Origin of the sequence: Paenibacillus sp. FJAT-26967 (assembly GCF_001541095.1) — a bacterium.
In the GTDB taxonomy this organism is placed as follows: domain Bacteria; phylum Bacillota; class Bacilli; order Paenibacillales; family NBRC-103111; genus Paenibacillus_F.
Genome location: NZ_LMXH01000006.1, coordinates 252,196 through 268,127 on the forward strand (window position 1 = coordinate 252,196; position 15,932 = coordinate 268,127).

General features: G+C 49.2%; 15 protein-coding genes and 1 tRNA gene. 2 read left to right on the forward strand and 14 right to left on the reverse strand.

Annotation, left to right across the window (positions count from 1 at the left end; translation table 11 throughout):
- Positions 1–16: 16 nt before the first annotated feature.
- The 6 genes from eno to AR333_RS20300 form a co-directional block, all read right to left on the reverse strand.
- Positions 17–1,309, reverse strand: a complete 1,293-nt coding sequence (gene eno, locus AR333_RS20270) for a phosphopyruvate hydratase (protein ID WP_068777188.1) — start codon at positions 1,307–1,309, stop codon at positions 17–19.
- 159 nt (positions 1,310–1,468) lie between these two features.
- On the reverse strand, positions 1,469–3,010 hold the full coding sequence (gpmI, locus tag AR333_RS20275; protein WP_068777189.1) for a 2,3-bisphosphoglycerate-independent phosphoglycerate mutase: 1,542 nt from the start codon (positions 3,008–3,010) through the stop codon (positions 1,469–1,471).
- Position 3,011: 1 nt separating this feature from the next.
- Positions 3,012–3,764, reverse strand: coding sequence for a triose-phosphate isomerase (tpiA, locus tag AR333_RS20280; RefSeq protein ID WP_068777190.1), 753 nt, complete (start codon positions 3,762–3,764; stop codon positions 3,012–3,014).
- Between the two features lie 23 nt (positions 3,765–3,787).
- Entirely contained in the window at positions 3,788–4,969 is a 1,182-nt protein-coding gene (pgk, locus tag AR333_RS20285; RefSeq protein ID WP_068777191.1) for a phosphoglycerate kinase, read from the reverse strand.
- Positions 4,970–5,404: 435 nt separating this feature from the next.
- The gene (gap, locus tag AR333_RS20295; RefSeq protein ID WP_068777193.1) at positions 5,405–6,409 is read right to left on the reverse strand and encodes a type I glyceraldehyde-3-phosphate dehydrogenase; all 1,005 of its coding nucleotides are present in this window, start codon (positions 6,407–6,409) and stop codon (positions 5,405–5,407) included.
- Positions 6,410–6,463: 54 nt separating this feature from the next.
- Positions 6,464–7,492 (reverse strand): sugar-binding transcriptional regulator, encoded by a 1,029-nt coding sequence (locus AR333_RS20300; RefSeq protein ID WP_068777194.1) that lies wholly within the window; start codon positions 7,490–7,492, stop codon positions 6,464–6,466.
- A 245-nt stretch (positions 7,493–7,737) separates the two neighbouring features.
- On the opposite strand from AR333_RS20300, the gene AR333_RS20305 reads away from it, so the two are divergent.
- A tRNA-Arg gene (locus tag AR333_RS20305) sits at positions 7,738–7,809 on the forward strand.
- 176 nt (positions 7,810–7,985) lie between these two features.
- Here AR333_RS20305 and AR333_RS20310 read toward each other — a convergent pair.
- Together AR333_RS20310 and AR333_RS25070 are read right to left on the reverse strand one after the other, a co-directional pair.
- Positions 7,986–8,324 (reverse strand): DUF2085 domain-containing protein, encoded by a 339-nt coding sequence (locus AR333_RS20310; protein ID WP_253735921.1) that lies wholly within the window; start codon positions 8,322–8,324, stop codon positions 7,986–7,988.
- Complete coding sequence (locus AR333_RS25070; protein ID WP_172798901.1) at positions 8,308–8,559, reverse strand: hypothetical protein; 252 nt, start codon at positions 8,557–8,559, stop codon at positions 8,308–8,310. The genes AR333_RS20310 and AR333_RS25070 overlap by 17 nt, the downstream gene beginning before the upstream one ends.
- A 232-nt stretch (positions 8,560–8,791) precedes the next feature.
- Between AR333_RS25070 and clpP the strand changes: the two genes are divergently transcribed.
- On the forward strand, positions 8,792–9,391 hold the full coding sequence (gene clpP, locus AR333_RS20315; RefSeq protein ID WP_068777196.1) for an ATP-dependent Clp endopeptidase proteolytic subunit ClpP: 600 nt from the start codon (positions 8,792–8,794) through the stop codon (positions 9,389–9,391).
- 109 nt (positions 9,392–9,500) lie between these two features.
- On the opposite strand, the gene AR333_RS20320 is transcribed toward clpP, so the two are convergent.
- From AR333_RS20320 to AR333_RS20345, 6 genes are all read right to left on the reverse strand, one after another.
- The gene (locus AR333_RS20320; protein ID WP_068777197.1) at positions 9,501–11,261 is read right to left on the reverse strand and encodes a copper amine oxidase N-terminal domain-containing protein; all 1,761 of its coding nucleotides are present in this window, start codon (positions 11,259–11,261) and stop codon (positions 9,501–9,503) included.
- Positions 11,262–11,412: 151 nt separating this feature from the next.
- Positions 11,413–11,682, reverse strand: coding sequence for an HPr family phosphocarrier protein (locus AR333_RS20325; RefSeq protein ID WP_068777239.1), 270 nt, complete (start codon positions 11,680–11,682; stop codon positions 11,413–11,415).
- 273 nt (positions 11,683–11,955) lie between these two features.
- Positions 11,956–12,897, reverse strand: a complete 942-nt coding sequence (whiA, locus tag AR333_RS20330) for a DNA-binding protein WhiA (protein WP_068777198.1) — start codon at positions 12,895–12,897, stop codon at positions 11,956–11,958.
- A gap of 6 nt (positions 12,898–12,903) precedes the next feature.
- Complete coding sequence (yvcK, locus tag AR333_RS20335) at positions 12,904–13,890, reverse strand: YvcK family protein (RefSeq protein ID WP_068777199.1); 987 nt, start codon at positions 13,888–13,890, stop codon at positions 12,904–12,906.
- A gap of 12 nt (positions 13,891–13,902) precedes the next feature.
- On the reverse strand, positions 13,903–14,790 hold the full coding sequence (gene rapZ, locus AR333_RS20340; RefSeq protein ID WP_068777200.1) for an RNase adapter RapZ: 888 nt from the start codon (positions 14,788–14,790) through the stop codon (positions 13,903–13,905).
- A 66-nt stretch (positions 14,791–14,856) separates the two neighbouring features.
- Entirely contained in the window at positions 14,857–15,804 is a 948-nt protein-coding gene (locus AR333_RS20345; RefSeq protein ID WP_068777201.1) for an ROK family glucokinase, read from the reverse strand.
- Positions 15,805–15,932: the final 128 nt, after the last annotated feature.

Sequence of the window (15,932 nt, forward strand, 5' to 3'; positions counted from 1 at the left end):
CTTATGAAAGATTGGCTTACTTGAAGTTTTTCAGGTTGTAGAATGCATCTTTACCCGCGTATTGAGCAACGCCTTCGAGTTGATCTTCGATGCGAAGCAGCTGGTTGTATTTTGCAACGCGGTCCGTACGGGACGGTGCGCCTGTTTTGATTTGGCCAGCGTTCGTAGCAACGGAGATGTCAGCAATTGTGCTGTCTTCGCTTTCACCGGAACGGTGGGAGATAACAGCCGTGTAACCTGCGCGTTTTGCCATTTCGATCGCATCGAAAGTTTCTGTCAGCGTACCGATTTGGTTAACTTTGATCAGGATGGAGTTACCGATGTTCTCGTTGATACCTTTGGACAGACGCTCTGTATTCGTAACGAACAGATCGTCGCCAACCAGTTGTACTTTGCCACCCAGTTTCTCTGTAAGCAGCTTCCAACCTTCCCAATCGTCTTCGGAACAACCGTCTTCGATTGTAAGGATCGGGTATTTATCAGCCCAAGAAGCAAGGAGGTCAACGAATTCAGCCGGTGTAAAGGATTTGCCTTCGCCAGCGAGCTCGTATTTGCCGTTCTTGAAGAACTCGGTGGAAGCTACGTCCATACCCAGGAATACGTCTACGCCCGGCTTGTAGCCTGCACGCTCGATAGCTGTGATGATGGTTTGGATCGCTTCTTCGTTGGAACTCAGGTTCGGAGCAAAGCCGCCTTCGTCGCCCACAGCCGTGTTCAGGCCTTTATCTTTAAGTACGGATTTAAGGTGGTGGAAAATCTCAGCACCCATACGCAGTGCTTCTTTGAAAGAAGGAGCGCCTACAGGCAGAACCATAAACTCTTGAACGTCAACGTTGTTATCGGCATGCTCTCCACCGTTGATGATGTTCATCATTGGAACCGGAAGAGTCTTGGCATTGAATCCGCCCAGGTAAACATACAAAGGCAGTTCCATTGCTTCCGCGGCAGCGCGGGCAACAGCCATGGACACGGCAAGAATCGCGTTAGCGCCCAGTTTACCTTTGTTGTGCGTTCCGTCAAGCTCGATCATTTTCTTATCGATGGATACTTGATCCAGAGAGTTCAGACCGATAATTTCAGGAGCGATAATGGAATTTACGTTATCAACAGCTTTCAGTACACCTTTACCGAGGTAACGGCTTTTGTCGCCATCGCGAAGTTCAACAGCTTCATGGGCGCCAGTGGATGCGCCGGAAGGAACAATTGCACGGCCTACTACGCCGGATTCCAGATATACTTCTACTTCAACAGTAGGATTACCGCGGGAGTCCAGTACTTCGCGAGCATAAACGTCAGAAATTATAGTCATTTGATTGAACACTCCTTAACAGGTTATGTGTATGAAAAACTTCGGGAACTCATTCCCTTTAAGGGCAGCGCGCACCTTACCGATCAAAATAAGATGCTGGTTCTAACATGGAATGGTTCCCGAAAGCTTTTGTTGTAGGGTAAATCACAAGGATTACGGTTATTTTTTCTCTTCGATAATGGATAGACCTGTCATTTCCGGCGGCTGCGGCAGCTTAAGCAGGTGCAGCAGAGTGGGAGCAATGTCAGCCAATACTGCGCCTTCACGCAGATTCACATCATTCGAAGTCACGATAAAGGGAACCGGGTTCGTGGTATGTGCAGTGAACGGACGATCGGAATCATCGAGTACAAGGTCCGCATTGCCGTGGTCGGCCGTGATGCAGACAACTCCGCCTTTGGCCAGAATCGCTTCCACGACTTGACCGAGGCATTCGTCAGTCGCTTCAACGGCTTTGATCGTAGGCTCCAGCATACCGGAGTGGCCTACCATGTCTGGGTTGGCGAAGTTCAGGATGATGACATCCTGCTTGTCCTCATTCACTTCTTTGACAGCGGCCGCGGCGACTTCGTAAGCGCTCATTTCCGGCTTCAGGTCATAAGTGGCGACTTTAGGCGAAGGAATGAGAATACGTGTCTCACCCGGCAACTCAACATCCCGTCCTCCACTGAAGAAGAACGTAACGTGCGGATACTTCTCCGTCTCGGCAATACGCAGCTGGCGCATGTTGTTCTGAGCCAGAACTTCACCGAGCGTATTATCGAGATTCTTCGGTTTATACGCGACATAGCCTTCGACCGTTTCACTGAACAATGTCAGACAGACATAGTACAGATCCTGCGGGCACTGCTCGCCGCGGTCGAATCCGCGGAAATCTTTATTCGTAAATACCTGGGACAGTTGGATCGCACGGTCTGGGCGGAAGTTAAAGAACACAACTGCGTCCCCCGATTCAACAAGCCCGACAGGTTGGTCATTCTCATTCACAATTACGGTAGGCATGACGAATTCATCGAATACGGACTTCTCATATGATTCCGTAATAGCTTGCACAGGATCTGTATAACGCGGGCCATCGCCATACACCATTGCGCGGTAAGATTTCTCCGTCCGCTCCCAGCGTTTGTCTCTGTCCATCGCGTAATAACGTCCTTGCACCGTTGCTACCTTGCCGATGCCTACTTCTGCAATCTTCGCCTGCAGCTGCTCCATGTAGTTCTTCGCCGAATCGGGCGCTACATCGCGGCCATCGAGGAATGCGTGGATATAGACTTCGTCCAAGCCTTCGTTTTTGGCCAGCTCAAGGAGAGCAAACAAATGCGCGATGTGGCTATGTACGCCGCCATCAGAGAGTAATCCGTACAGGTGCAGCTTCTTATTGTTCTGCTTCGCATGGCGAACGGCACCGTTCAGCGTCTGGTTGTCAAAAAAGTCGCCATCGCGAATCGATTTAGAGATCCGTGTGAGATCTTGATAAACAACTCGTCCGGCACCGATGTTCAGGTGCCCTACTTCAGAGTTACCCATTTGGCCTTCCGGCAAACCTACAGCTTCGCCGCAAGCGGTCAGCGTCGTATGAGGAAACTGGCCCCAATAGCGGTCGTAGTTCGGTTTCTTGGCTTGCGCAACGGCATTGCCGTGTGCTTCGCCCCGAAGTCCGAAGCCGTCAAGAATAATTAACGCTACGGGTTTAGTTGCCATCTTACTTCGCCCCCTCAACCAGTTGGATATAGGATACAGGCTCTAAGCTCGCACCGCCAACAAGAGCTCCGTCGATATCAGGCTGTGCCATGTATTCTGCGATGTTGCCCGGCTTCACGCTGCCGCCGTATTGGATACGGACAGCATCCGCAACGGAGGAGTCGTACAGGGAAGCAACCAGCTCACGGATGTAAGCAATAACTTCATTTGCATCTTCCGAAGTGGAAGACTTACCTGTTCCGATGGCCCAGACCGGCTCATAGGCAACGATAACTTCTTTAGCCTGATCGGCGCTGAGGCCTTTGAAAGCACCTTCCGTTTGAACACGGCATACTTCTTTGGTTTGACCGGCTTCGCGCTCTTCCAGCTTTTCGCCTACACACAGAATAGGTGTCAGATCATGTTTGAATGCAGCAAGTACTTTTTTATTCACAATCTCATCGGTTTCGTTAAAATAAGCTCTACGCTCGGAGTGGCCGATGATCACGTGAGTTACACCGAGGTCTTTCAGCATTACGCCGCTGATTTCGCCCGTGAATGCGCCATTATCTTCGAAATGGAGGTTCTGCGCACCGACTTTAATAGCCGTGCCTTTTACAGCCTCAACAAGAGCCGGCAGATTGGTGTATGGAGCACAGATAATGCTTTCTACGCCTTCTACTTCAGCTTTACCTTTTATATCATTCACGAAGCTGGTCGCTTCGGATACGGTTTTGAACATTTTCCAGTTGCCTGCAATAACGGGTTTTCTCATGATTGGTTGAGCTCCTCTCAATCTTACTTATCGTTAAGTGCGACTACGCCCGGCAGAATTTTGCCTTCCATAAACTCAAGGGAAGCACCGCCGCCAGTCGAGATGTGATCCATTTTGTCAGCTTGGTGGAATTTCTCAGCCGCTGCCGCAGAATCACCGCCACCGATTACGGTGTATGCGGAAGTCTCCGCGCATGCTTGAGTCACTGCACGGGTACCGTGGGAGAATGGCTCAATTTCAAATACGCCCATCGGCCCGTTCCAAACCACCAGTTTGGAGTTCTTGATCACATCCGCGTAGATTTCACGGGTTTTAGGACCGATGTCAATGCCTTCCCAGTCGGCAGGAATGGAATCAACGCTTACGATATTGGTGTTCGCGTTGGCGCTGAAATCATCCGATACGACGATATCTACCGGCAGATGGAAGTTCTTGCCCAGCTTCTTCGCTTTCTCAATAAAACCGAGTGCCAGCTCAAGCTTCTCGTTATCTACCAGGGACTGGCCGATTTCATGGCCTTGTGCCTTGAAGAAAGTGTAGGAAAGACCGCCGCCAATGAGAATGTTATCGGCAATTTCAAGCATTTTATTGATAACATCAATCTTATCCTTAACTTTGGAACCGCCAATGATAGCAGTGAACGGACGCTCCGGGTTGTTCAGCGCTTTGCCTAGAACCTCCAGCTCTTTCTCCATAAGAAGACCGGATACAGCCGGCAGCAGATGAGCAATGCCTTCCGTCGATGCATGTGCGCGGTGCGCTGCGCCGAAAGCATCGTTGACGAACAGATCAGCCAGCTGTGCAAACTGCTTAGCCAGTTCCGGATCGTTCTTCTCTTCGCCTGCGTAGAAACGTACATTCTCAAGAAGTAGGACGTCGCCGTCTTTCAGCTCGTTTACCTTCGCTTGAACGGCTTCACCCACAGCTTCGTCAGCCTTTGCAACAGGCTGGCCCAGAAGTTCGGATAGACGAGCCGCAACCGGCGTCAGACGAAGATCTTCATTCACTTGACCTTTAGGACGGCCCAGGTGGCTCGCCAAGATTACTCTTGCGCCCTTTTCGATCAGGAACTTAATCGTCGGCAGGGTTTGACGGATACGATTGTCATCCGTAATTTGACCATTCTCGAGAGGTACATTGAAATCTACACGTACAAATACACGTTTACCGGCTACTTCCACATCGCGAACACTTTTCTTGTTCATGAAAATTCCTCCTCATAGCCTTCTGGACGAAGGCTGGCGTCGTAAGCATGGGCTAAACCTTCTAAAAGGCTGGCATCGCAAGCATGGATTACCCTTCGTATGAAGGCTACCATTGTAAGCATCAACAAAGCTATTCTCGTAAATACGGAGCAGTTCGCCACTCGGACAAACTGAAGCCACAGGTAAACTTTTACCCCGAGAACGGTAAGCATACCTCTTGTCTTGTTCTCTACTAAGCATACCTGTTCCATTACACGTTCTCAAATAATGGCAAGCTTCCGTTCAGGAAAACCTTCTTCGCAAGCCTTTTGGCCAGGCTTTCCTGAGGAAAGCTTCTCTAGCGTAAAGCCGGGAAGTTCTAACGATCCGTTTGTAACCCGTAAGCAATGGGAAGAGGAGAATTTCTTCTCCTCTTCTTCCTTGCTTATTTGTGAATTACAGACCTTTTTTAGCGACGAAAGCAGCCAGGTCAAGAACACGGTTGGAATAGCCCCACTCGTTATCGTACCAGGAAACAACTTTAACCATGTTGTCGCCGACTACCATTGTGCACAGGGAGTCGATTGTGGAGGAAGCCGGGTCACCATTGTAGTCGCTCGATACAAGCGGCTCGTCGGAGTAGTTAAGAATGCCTTTAAGCGGGCCGTTAGCCGCTTCTTTAAGTGCATTGTTCACATCGTCAACCGTTACGTTTTTGTCCAGCTCAACAACCAGATCCGTTACGGATACGTTAGGTGTAGGAACGCGCATAGCCATACCGTTCAGCTTGCCTTTAAGCTGTGGAAGAACCAGGGAAACAGCTTTAGCAGCACCTGTTGTTGAAGGAATAATGTTCTCAGCTGCCGCACGTGCACGGCGAAGATCCTTGTGTGGCAGGTCGAGTACGGACTGGTCATTCGTGTAGGAGTGAACAGTCGTCATCATGCCTTTTACGATACCGAACTTGTCGTCCAGTACTTTCGCGAAAGGAGCCAGACAGTTAGTTGTACAAGAAGCATTGGAGATTACAGTATGAGCAGACGGATCATACTTGTCTTCGTTTACGCCCATAACGATTGTGATATCTTCGTTAGTTGCAGGTGCGGAAATGATAACTTTCTTAGCTCCGCCTTTCAGGTGAGCTTCCGCTTTTTCTTTAGCTGTGAAGATACCTGTGGATTCTACAACGATCTCAGCGCCGTATTCGCCCCAAGGCAGGTTTCCTGGATCACGCTCAGCAAATACTTTGATAGATTTGCCGTTTACTTTGATCTCGCCTTCGCCAGCTTCAACTGTTGCATCTAGTACGCCATGAGTCGTGTCATACTTGAGCAAATGCGCAAGCGTGCTTACGTCCGTCAGATCATTGATTGCTACGATTTCTACTTCAGCGTTGTTCAGAGAAGCGCGGAACACGTTACGTCCGATACGACCGAATCCGTTAATACCCACTTTAACCATTGTTGTGATTCCTCCCATAGTGAAATATATATTTCAAGACGTGCCTATGGCCCGTCAAGATAACGCATGTTTGAGCATTTCCACAGCTGCCGCTTCATCCGTTACCAGAATGTCCTCCTGGCCGTATTTTAAAACCGAAGCGACAGCCGCACCTTTACTTGACCCGCCGGCAACACCGATTACGACTTCACAGTGCTGGATATCCTCGAGCCGGAGTCCGACTGTCGGCATCTTGTGTACAACCCTGCCCTGCGGGTCAAAATAGTATCCGAAGGCTTCTGCAAGAGCACCTTCACTGCGGAGACTATCAATGGAATCCGAATCTACCTTGCGCCTTCGCGCCATGACTAAAGCATCTCCGATTCCGTGGATAACGATACGGCAGCTCCGTATAACATCCATCATCTCGTGAATATTCGGTTCTTGAATCAGTGATTGATAGGCTTCCTCCCGCAGGTGGTCGGGTACATGCAGCAGCCGGTACTTGCCGCCTGTCTTCTTCGCCATCTTCGAGGCGATCATATTCGCCTGCAGCTCCACGCTTTCGCCAAGACCGCCTCTAGCCGGCACGAATAGGCTGCCTTTGAGCGCACTCGTCGTAGACAAGTGCTCGGCTACTTCCGCCATGGTCGAGCCGCCGGTTACGGCGATCACATCGTGCTTGGTGACGTGCTTGCGCAGCATCAGTGCGGCAGCACGGCCCAGCTCCTTCTTGGCGAACGGAGAAGTGTCCGAATCTCCGGCCACGACAACGACCTGCTCGACACCAAAATGCTCGCGAATCCGTTTCTCCAGCTCGCTGAGTCCGAGCATTTCCTTGATAAGCGGCTGCAGCTTCTCCAGCAGCTCACGCCCTGACTCGCTGATGCGCATTCCTGAGGTTTCTGTCTCGATCAGACCCTGACCTTTAAGAAAATCCACTTCGCTCCGCAGCACCCGCTCTGTCATATCCAGCGCACTGGCCAGCGTTCTGCGGCCTACGCTACCAAGGAGAAGAATATGCTGGAGAACTCGGTACCTTTTGTTCATAACCTCCAGCATATCCGGCAATAGCTGCTTTTGAATGTCGAGAATGTCTCTCATGTAATACACTCCTAAAAAGCTTTCTTGGACTCATTATGTCCCGCGAGTGCATTTTAAGTCCCACATAGATTAAAAAAAACTTGCCTTGCACAACATCATTATACCCAGTTCGTATAAAAGAATCAATGCGTGCAAAGTTTGATTTTTTATGAAGGAAGCCTAAAAAAAGAAAATGGGCATAAAGACTTGCTTTTTCTATACCCCTATCATATAATAACCATTGCTGTTACTTATTGAAACAACATGCGCCCGTGGTCCAATGGATATGACGTAGGCCTCCGGAGCCTGAGATCGAGGTTCGATTCCTCGCGGGCGCGTATAAGATTGTTAGGAAAAGCCCTTGTCTTCGGACAAGGGCTTTTTTTTAATTCACCTGCTCCCTATTAAGTCTATCCTTCCATTCACAATGTCTACCTCCCGCTTCTTTGTATTAATAAATCTGACAATGTCCTCCATTAATCACGGCAAGGCTGCAACTCAGCCGCTTCCTCCTTTAAGAAAGAACACGTATCAAGATGGCGACGGAAGCGGCAATGACGATACATTGCCCCACCCCGAACATCAGCCCTGTAACCATCCGCAGCATATTGCTGCTTGTTCTCCATCCCCATTTTTGCGTAAACCCGTCTATAAGCAGGGGCAGGCACAATAACAGGCCTATCTTATATTCATACTCCGTTCTGTATAGCAAAAACAGAGGCAGCGCCAGGTACCCAAGCAAGATTCCCATACATCTGGCGCACAAAGGAAGCTGTACGCCGCGCAGACGGAATGAGCGTGAACTCATCCGGTGACACGGCACTGCTGCCAGGAACTTACTTACAACAATCACAATCCAGCCCACCCTTGTCGGTTCCATCGCAATTCAGGAAGTTGATCACAGGAATATCACCGCAATAATCACTAGCCGCACTTCGCCCAGACCTTCTCCGATAGTAGAAAATTTGCAGCACTAAGATGAGGAGACCCGCCGCTATAAGGATGATTCCTGCCACGCTGCTGCTTGAAGCCAAGGCAATTCCGGCAATCAGCAGAATAAGCCACAGAGTTAGAATAAGAAAAAACAAAACCACTCCCCCTTTTTGATATAACTGTCTCGAAAACACCATATATTTCCTACCATGTATACGAGTTGCGTAAAAAAAATGTTTCGTTCACAGCCCTCTCGGGGAAAGGAAAGAGAGCTTTTTCCAAATAAGTTTGACCTTTCTTGACCTTGGGACGTTTTTTCGTTATCATATTTGTAGATACTGAAATTTAACGCAGTTATAGTGGCGTATTATCTAAGGAGGGTTCAAGATGAGTTTTATTCCAATGGTTGTCGAGCCTGATGCAAGAGGAGAACGCGCTTACGATATTTACTCCCGTCTTCTTAAAGACCGTATTATTTTCCTGGGAACACCGGTGAACGATCAGGTTGCCAACGCGATTATCGCTCAACTGCTTTTCCTGGATGCACAGGACCCGGACAAAGATATTCATTTGTATGTTAACAGCCCCGGCGGTTCTATCACAGCTGGAATGGCGATCTATGACACCATGCAGTTCATCAAATCAGATGTCTCTACAATTTGTGTAGGAATGGCTGCTTCTATGGGCGCTTTCCTGCTCGCTGCAGGCGCCAAAGGCAAGCGTTATGCGCTGCCGAACTCGGAAGTCATGATTCACCAGCCGCTCGGCGGAGCCGAAGGTCAAGCGACAGATATCGAGATTCGCGCTAGACGTATTCTCAAAATGCGTGAGAACTTGAACAAAATTCTTGCTGAACGTACCGGCCAGCCGCTGGAGCGTATTGACAAGGATACCGACCGCGATTACTTCATGAGCGCAGCAGAAGCTGCCGCTTACGGACTCATCGACAAAGTGATTGAGAAAACTGACGCAGGCGTCGGCGTGTAAGAATGCCTTCTTGTTGCTTTAACAGCATGCAAGAAACCCCGGATAACCGATCATGATCGGTTATCCGGGGTTTTCTCTTTATTCATTGGGCGAATAATGTAAGTATGAATCAATCCAGATCATCTAGCGGATAGAAAATGAGATCAACCGGGAATGCAGAGCCTGCCGGAGGCGTAAACTCGATATCCAGAGACTTCTCGTTACCCGTAGTTCGGTGCAGAATCTGCATGCCGTCAAAGGCTGTAATCACGCCGGAGTAAGGAATCGACTGGATTTCACCGTTGATTTTGATCGGCCCCTTAAAGACGCCTCCGCGTGCGAGCAGCATGATAGCCATCTTGCGAGGCTTATCCGCGTGAATTTTGTATACGACGCCGTAGTTGCCGCCGTTCTTCACGTTCTCCTTGCGCATTACGTCGTATCCGTCAACAAACGGGTCTGTCTTCCCGTCCCCTATAATGAGCCTGGACGGTTTGGTGAAAGATGTCCCGTCTATATCCCATTTAATCTCCGAGACGTCGAAGGTACCCCTGACATGGCCGTTAAAAGCAAGATGCTTGCTTTGGCTCAGCGTCTCCGCTGACAATTCCTCTGTAGCTACGAATGAGAACTGGACATCTCCGTCCGTTTCCAAATCGTAGAACAGGTTAACGCCGTAACCCGGGTAAAAGTCAGGAAGCTGACGGTACACCAAGGTATCCTTCGGCGGAATTGTCATTTTCTCGTTGTACGTGTTACCGAGGAGGAAATCGACGGAAGCTTCGCTTCCAATCAGGTTAGCATAAACGGAAGGCCATACTTCGCCTTTGTTAGTCGTTTTGACAGTAATAGGCTTGTCCGTCGTATTCGTTGCCAGAATGGCAAAGGTCATCTTCTTATCGGTTCCATTAATGTGGTCCACATATAGACGGGATTTGCCGCCTACCGTGTCCTGGTATAGAATACCTGGCTCTGTGAACGTCTCCGGACTGTCGCTGACAAGCAGCTTACGACCGGTCACATTAGTCACATCTTTAGTCAATTGCGGCAGGTTGTAGAAATAAGAGGTTAGCGTACTCCAGTCCAGTTTGTAGAAGCTTCCGATGGATTGGTGGTAGACCGGATATTCCGCTTCTGACAGATAAGGTACATCCTCGACAACGATGTTCTTGGTGAAAGCCTTGCTTACATTGCCATTGCGGTCCGATACTTTCAGGGAGACAGGATAAGTCCCTGCTTTGAAAAAAGCATCTTTTTTGCCGGTCCATTCAAATTTAGGAAGACCTTCGGCATCGGGGTCATAGCTGAGATCAATATATTTGATCGTTTCCCCAAGCCGGTACTTCTCCTTGTGTGTAGTGAATTTGGCTACCGGATTGGAATTATTCTTACCAGGGTCATAAATACCGCCAGGATTCGGTACATGTACAATTTCAACCTTACGGGAATCGCCGTAGTACGTATACTTCGCGCCCATGTAATCCGCTACCCAAGTAAGCTTCACGAGGAGCTTGCCGTTCTTGATGGCAGCCACGGTATCAAATGGAACCTCTTCTCCGTTAATGTAAGCTTTTTTGAGATCACTGCTCAGTACGATTTTGTAGCCCGGCGGCTGCATCGTAATGGTACGGGCGGCATCATCCCAGACAACCGGGAAGCCAAAACTGTCGCCAAGAAACTTAGCCGGAACGAATGTCTTGTCCTTAATGATGGTTGCAGGGGATTCCAATTCCAACTGCTCTGAATTAACAAAAGCTTGTTTATTGTCCAGATATAAGACAATCAATGAGGACGAGGTCGATACCGCCTTCGCTTGAGCCGGCAGGATTACTGCTGCAAGCAGCACCATTAACGCGGTCAGAAGCGATACTTCTTTTTTCCATTGAACCATTCTCCTACTCCTTTTCCGTGCTTTTTTCTATAAAAAGACATGACAAATAACCTTTTCCGATCATTCGCCCATTTCTTAGACGCTTTTGGATTGGAAAAGGTTTCTTATCGTGCCAAAATAAAAAAGCTCCCTTGTCAGGAAGCTGCAGGCCTTATTGATTTTCGAGTTCTTCTTTGCTGACTAGAGATACTAAAGCGTTTACAGCCTGTTCTGCATCCGAACCTTCTGCGCTTATGTAAATTTCAGTTCCAGTACTGATCGCCAAACTCATAATGCCCATGATACTCTTGGCATTAACCTTCTTTTCATCCTTTTCTACGAAAATCTCGGACGAAAATTTATTCGCTTCTTGTACAAACAAAGCAGCGGGTCTGGCGTGAAGACCTGTTTTCAACTTCACCACTACTGGGCGTCTCGACATGGAATGGATTCCCCCTACGTTCTTAATTTGCAGTATATACAGCATCCCCGGCATAATCGCTCGGAGGTTCCCCTTACGGTAAACTTATGTCGGTTAGGCATCAGGCATGATGATTTCTATTCATATCTGTATAGAAGGCCAACGAAACTGGGGATCTTGCGTCCGGCGGCGCTTGTCTATGAAATACCGCGAAAGCCGTAAAATGTGTATTCTGCTTTAGATTATACCATTTTAGAACGAAATACTCTAGAAAAAAGTTCCTAAGGCCCATTGTTATCTGGCTGGCGCACCATTACGTATCTTCTCGGCCATTTCGTCGATTTTACGAAGGCGGTGGTTTACGCCAGATTTACTGACGCTGCCGCGCAGCATATCTCCAACCTCTTTGAGGTTCATGTCCGGGTGCTTCAGGCGAATTTCAGCAACTTCCCTGAGCTTGTCAGGCAAGCTCTCAAGACCGATTTCTCTCTCGAGGAGCCGGATATTGTCGATTTGCCTCACGGCAGCACCGATCGTTTTGTTCAAATTAGCCGTCTCGCAATTCACGATCCGGTTCACTGAGTTACGCATGTCCTTCATAATCCGCACATCTTCAAAACGGAGCAGTGCCTGGTGGGCGCCGATAATGCTTAGGAATTCAATAATTCTCTCGCCTTCCTTGATATAGAAAACGAAGCCCTTCTTGCGCTCTATACATCTGGCATTAAGCTCAAAACGGTTAGCCAGCTGGCAGAGAGCCTCGCAATGCTCCTGGTACATGGAAGCAATCTCAAGGTGATAGGAGGAACCTTCCGGATTGTTAACGGAACCTCCCGCAAGAAACGCACCCCTCAGGTAAGCTCTCCGGCAGCAGTTCGACTTGACGATACTCTTGTCGATCCCGGGGGTGAATTGGAATCCTTCGAACACAATATGAAGATCCTGGAGCATTTCTTGGACCTGATTCGGAACCCGGACGATATAGACGTTATTCTTCTTCAGCCGCATCTTCTTACGGACGAGAAGTTCCATATGAATTTTGTACCGCTTCTTAAGAAGCGAGTAAATCCTCCTGGCGATCGCGGCGTTTTCCGTCGAAATATCGAGAACAACACGCTGATTGGTAAGCTGTACAGAGCCATTCATCCGGATAAGCGCCGACAGCTCTGCTTTCTCACAACAGTCATCCGCTTCGATTAACGTTAATTCTTTCTTGGTCTGCGCCGCAAAAGACATGGGGACTCACCTCTTCCTGAGCATCCAGCTTTCTACGATCTGGTAAATATGCTCGCTTAATTTATCCGCATCGTGACGCAGATAGGTCCGGAACAGTACCAGCTTGTCGGCAATGACGTGATAACCCCGCTTCGTCACTTCGTCAAGATCCAGATGGACGGCCTTGGCACCCTTCTCGGCGTATTTGTTCTGTACCTGGGGAGGAATCTCCCCGTTATTTACAATGACATAATCAAACAGGTGATGCCCCAGATGCTCGTGTACAGCGGCCAAATGGTCCCCTACAGAGTAACCGTCCGTTTCTCCCGGCTGGGTCATCACGTTACAAATGAACATTTTTACAGCGTTTGATTTCAAAATCTCTTCTGCAATTCCCGGAACAAGCAGGTTAGGCAGTATGCTGGTATACAGGCTGCCAGGCCCGCAAAGAATCGCATCAGCCTCCTGAATCGCCTCGATCGCTTCCTCAAGAGGAGTAACGTCCGCAGGTTCAAGTAGAACTCGGTGGATTTTTCCGCCTGCTTTGGGAATCTTCGATTCCCCTTCCACAACGGAGCCGTCCTCCATGATCGCTTTCAGAGAGAACGCCTGCCGGGAAGCGGGAAGCACCCGTCCACGGACGGCGAACACGCGGCTCATCTCACGTATACCGGTAACGAAATCACCGGTAATGTCCTTCATCGCCGCGAGAATCAAATTGCCCAGACTGTGGCCGGCGAGTCCGGTGCCGGCCGAGAAGCGATACTGCAGCATCTCGGAAAGCAGCGGCTCGACATCCGCAAGTGCCGTAAGCACATTGCGGATGTCGCCCGGAGGAGGTATATGAAGCTCCGATCTGAGAATCCCCGAGCTTCCACCGTCATCCGCTACCGTAACAATGGCCGTTATGTCCAGAGGCTTTTGTTTAAGCCCTCGAAGCATGACAGACAGACCTGTGCCGCCTCCAATGACGACAATCCGCGGAATGTCAGCAGGGGAGTATACTTTAGACATCGTTTCACCCTCTTATGGTCGGTCGCGTTCCGCATCTCGATGATTGACTCTGACGAATTCTGTCTCGCTATTTCCCATAACTTTGCCCAAATACTCTGCAATAGCTACGGACCGATGCTTACCGCCCGTACAACCGATGCCCACAACAACTTGGCTTTTGCCTTCTTTTTTGTACTGGGGAACAAGAAAATGAAGCATATCCAGCAATTTAGCCAGAAACTCCTGCGTTTCATTCCATTTCATCACATAATCATAGACTTCCCCATCCTGACCTGTATGAGGCCTCAGTGTATCTATATAATGCGGATTAGGGAGGAATCGCACATCAAAAATCAGATCGGCATCAATAGGAATGCCATATTTAAATCCAAAAGAGATGACATTTATAGATATGCTGTCACGTTCCAGATTGGTGAACCGTGAAGCAATTTTCTGTTTGAGCTGGACCGGTTTGATGGTGCTGGTGTCAATCACCTGCGAAGCAAGCCCCTTCAATTCTTCCAGCAGCTTCCGCTCCATAAGAATACCTTCAAGCGGGGCATCATTCGGAGCAAGCGGATGACGACGCCGGCTCTCTTTGTAGCGTTGAACTAGTGTGGAGTCTGTCGCATCAAGAAACAGAATCTCATAGGTCAACGTGTAATCTTCTTTGATCGAACGCAGCGATTCCTGCAGCGCCGTAAAAAACTCACGGCCCCGGAGATCAATTACAAGTGCTACTTTGCCGATCTTACCATGGGATTGCTCAATTAACTCTGCAAATTTAGGAATGAGCACCGGAGGCAAGTTGTCCACGCAGAAAAACCCGAGATCTTCGAGGCTTTGTACAGCGATCGTTTTGCCTGCGCCCGACATCCCGGTAATAATCACAAGCTTGGCAGCCGCATTGCTTTCTTCCATGAGTTCACCTTCCCTCATCCGTTTTAGGGGTACCCAGTAGGGCGGAAGCCATATCAGACCAAAGATCTAGCGCAAGTTCAAGCCTGCCGCACCTACAACACCGGCATCATTACCCAGTGTGGCCGGGACAACCTCGACACCGCTATACGCACGTTCAGGCGCTAATTTGTGGAACGTTTCACGAATCGGATTAAATAAAATCTCACCGGCTTTTGAAACGCCTCCGCCAAGAATAAAGCGCTGAGGGTTAACCGTAATTGCAACAGCAGCCATAGATTTCCCGATATAAAATGCGGCGCGGTTAACAATCCGGGTGGACACTTCGTCTCCGGCTTTAGCCGCATCAAACACATCTTTGGCTGTGATTGTATCAATCAGAGCTAAACTGGTGCGGTCTCCCCGTTCCTTAGCGTCATTGCCCATTCTTACAATACCCGTTGCTGAAGAAACGGTCTCCAGACAACCCGTCTGTCCGCAGTTGCAAGCGATCGCTTCCACATCCGGTACAACCGACATATGACCTAGCTCGCCGGCCATTCCGTTGTAACCTTGATAAATCTTGCCGTTTATAATAATGCCTCCGCCGACACCGGTTCCAAGTGTGTAACAGACTAGGTTCGCAATCCCCCGGCCTGCACCGCCCCACGCTTCTCCAAGCGCCGCGACGTTAGCGTCGTTATCTATCGTGACGGTTTTGCCGAGCTTTTCTTCTAGGGTTTTCTTGACTGCGACGTTACGCCAGCCCAGATTTGGAGACAATTCTACAAATCCGTTCGGGATATCCAAGAATCCGGCTATCCCCGCACCTATTCCCGCTACTTGCTCCCATTCATACGCCGAATCGCTAACCAGCTTGCGGACGTATTCTTCAATACGATCAAGCACATAGTCGGGACCATGCTCGGTACCGGTCGGGCCTTCAAAAGTCTGAACCAGCTTGCCTTCTTCGTCGCAGAGGCCTACCTTGATGCTGGTGCCCCCTAAATCCACTCCGACATAAATCCGTTGTGTCATGCAATGTCACCTCAGTGAAGAGTTAAATTATTTCCGGTCTCGCACTACTTCGTACGGCTCCTGTACCCACTATAAGCCAAGGATTTGGGAAGGTCAAGGATCGCAAATTGAAAAAACGTGGAAGGTTC

Coding starts and splice junctions, on each gene's coding strand:
- gap (WP_068777193.1), bottom strand. CDS start 6,409: ATGGTTAAAGTGGGTATTAACGGATTCGGTCGTATCGGACGTAACGTG.
- tpiA (WP_068777190.1), bottom strand. CDS start 3,764: ATGAGAAAACCCGTTATTGCAGGCAACTGGAAAATGTTCAAAACCGTA.
- gpmI (WP_068777189.1), bottom strand. CDS start 3,010: ATGGCAACTAAACCCGTAGCGTTAATTATTCTTGACGGCTTCGGACTT.
- clpP (WP_068777196.1), top strand. CDS start 8,792: ATGAGTTTTATTCCAATGGTTGTCGAGCCTGATGCAAGAGGAGAACGC.
- pgk (WP_068777191.1), bottom strand. CDS start 4,969: ATGAACAAGAAAAGTGTTCGCGATGTGGAAGTAGCCGGTAAACGTGTA.
- AR333_RS20320 (WP_068777197.1), bottom strand. CDS start 11,261: ATGGTTCAATGGAAAAAAGAAGTATCGCTTCTGACCGCGTTAATGGTG.
- whiA (WP_068777198.1), bottom strand. CDS start 12,897: ATGTCTTTTGCGGCGCAGACCAAGAAAGAATTAACGTTAATCGAAGCG.
- AR333_RS20345 (WP_068777201.1), bottom strand. CDS start 15,804: ATGACACAACGGATTTATGTCGGAGTGGATTTAGGGGGCACCAGCATC.
- AR333_RS20300 (WP_068777194.1), bottom strand. CDS start 7,492: ATGAGAGACATTCTCGACATTCAAAAGCAGCTATTGCCGGATATGCTG.
- rapZ (WP_068777200.1), bottom strand. CDS start 14,790: ATGGAAGAAAGCAATGCGGCTGCCAAGCTTGTGATTATTACCGGGATG.
- yvcK (WP_068777199.1), bottom strand. CDS start 13,890: ATGTCTAAAGTATACTCCCCTGCTGACATTCCGCGGATTGTCGTCATT.
- eno (WP_068777188.1), bottom strand. CDS start 1,309: ATGACTATAATTTCTGACGTTTATGCTCGCGAAGTACTGGACTCCCGC.
- AR333_RS20325 (WP_068777239.1), bottom strand. CDS start 11,682: ATGTCGAGACGCCCAGTAGTGGTGAAGTTGAAAACAGGTCTTCACGCC.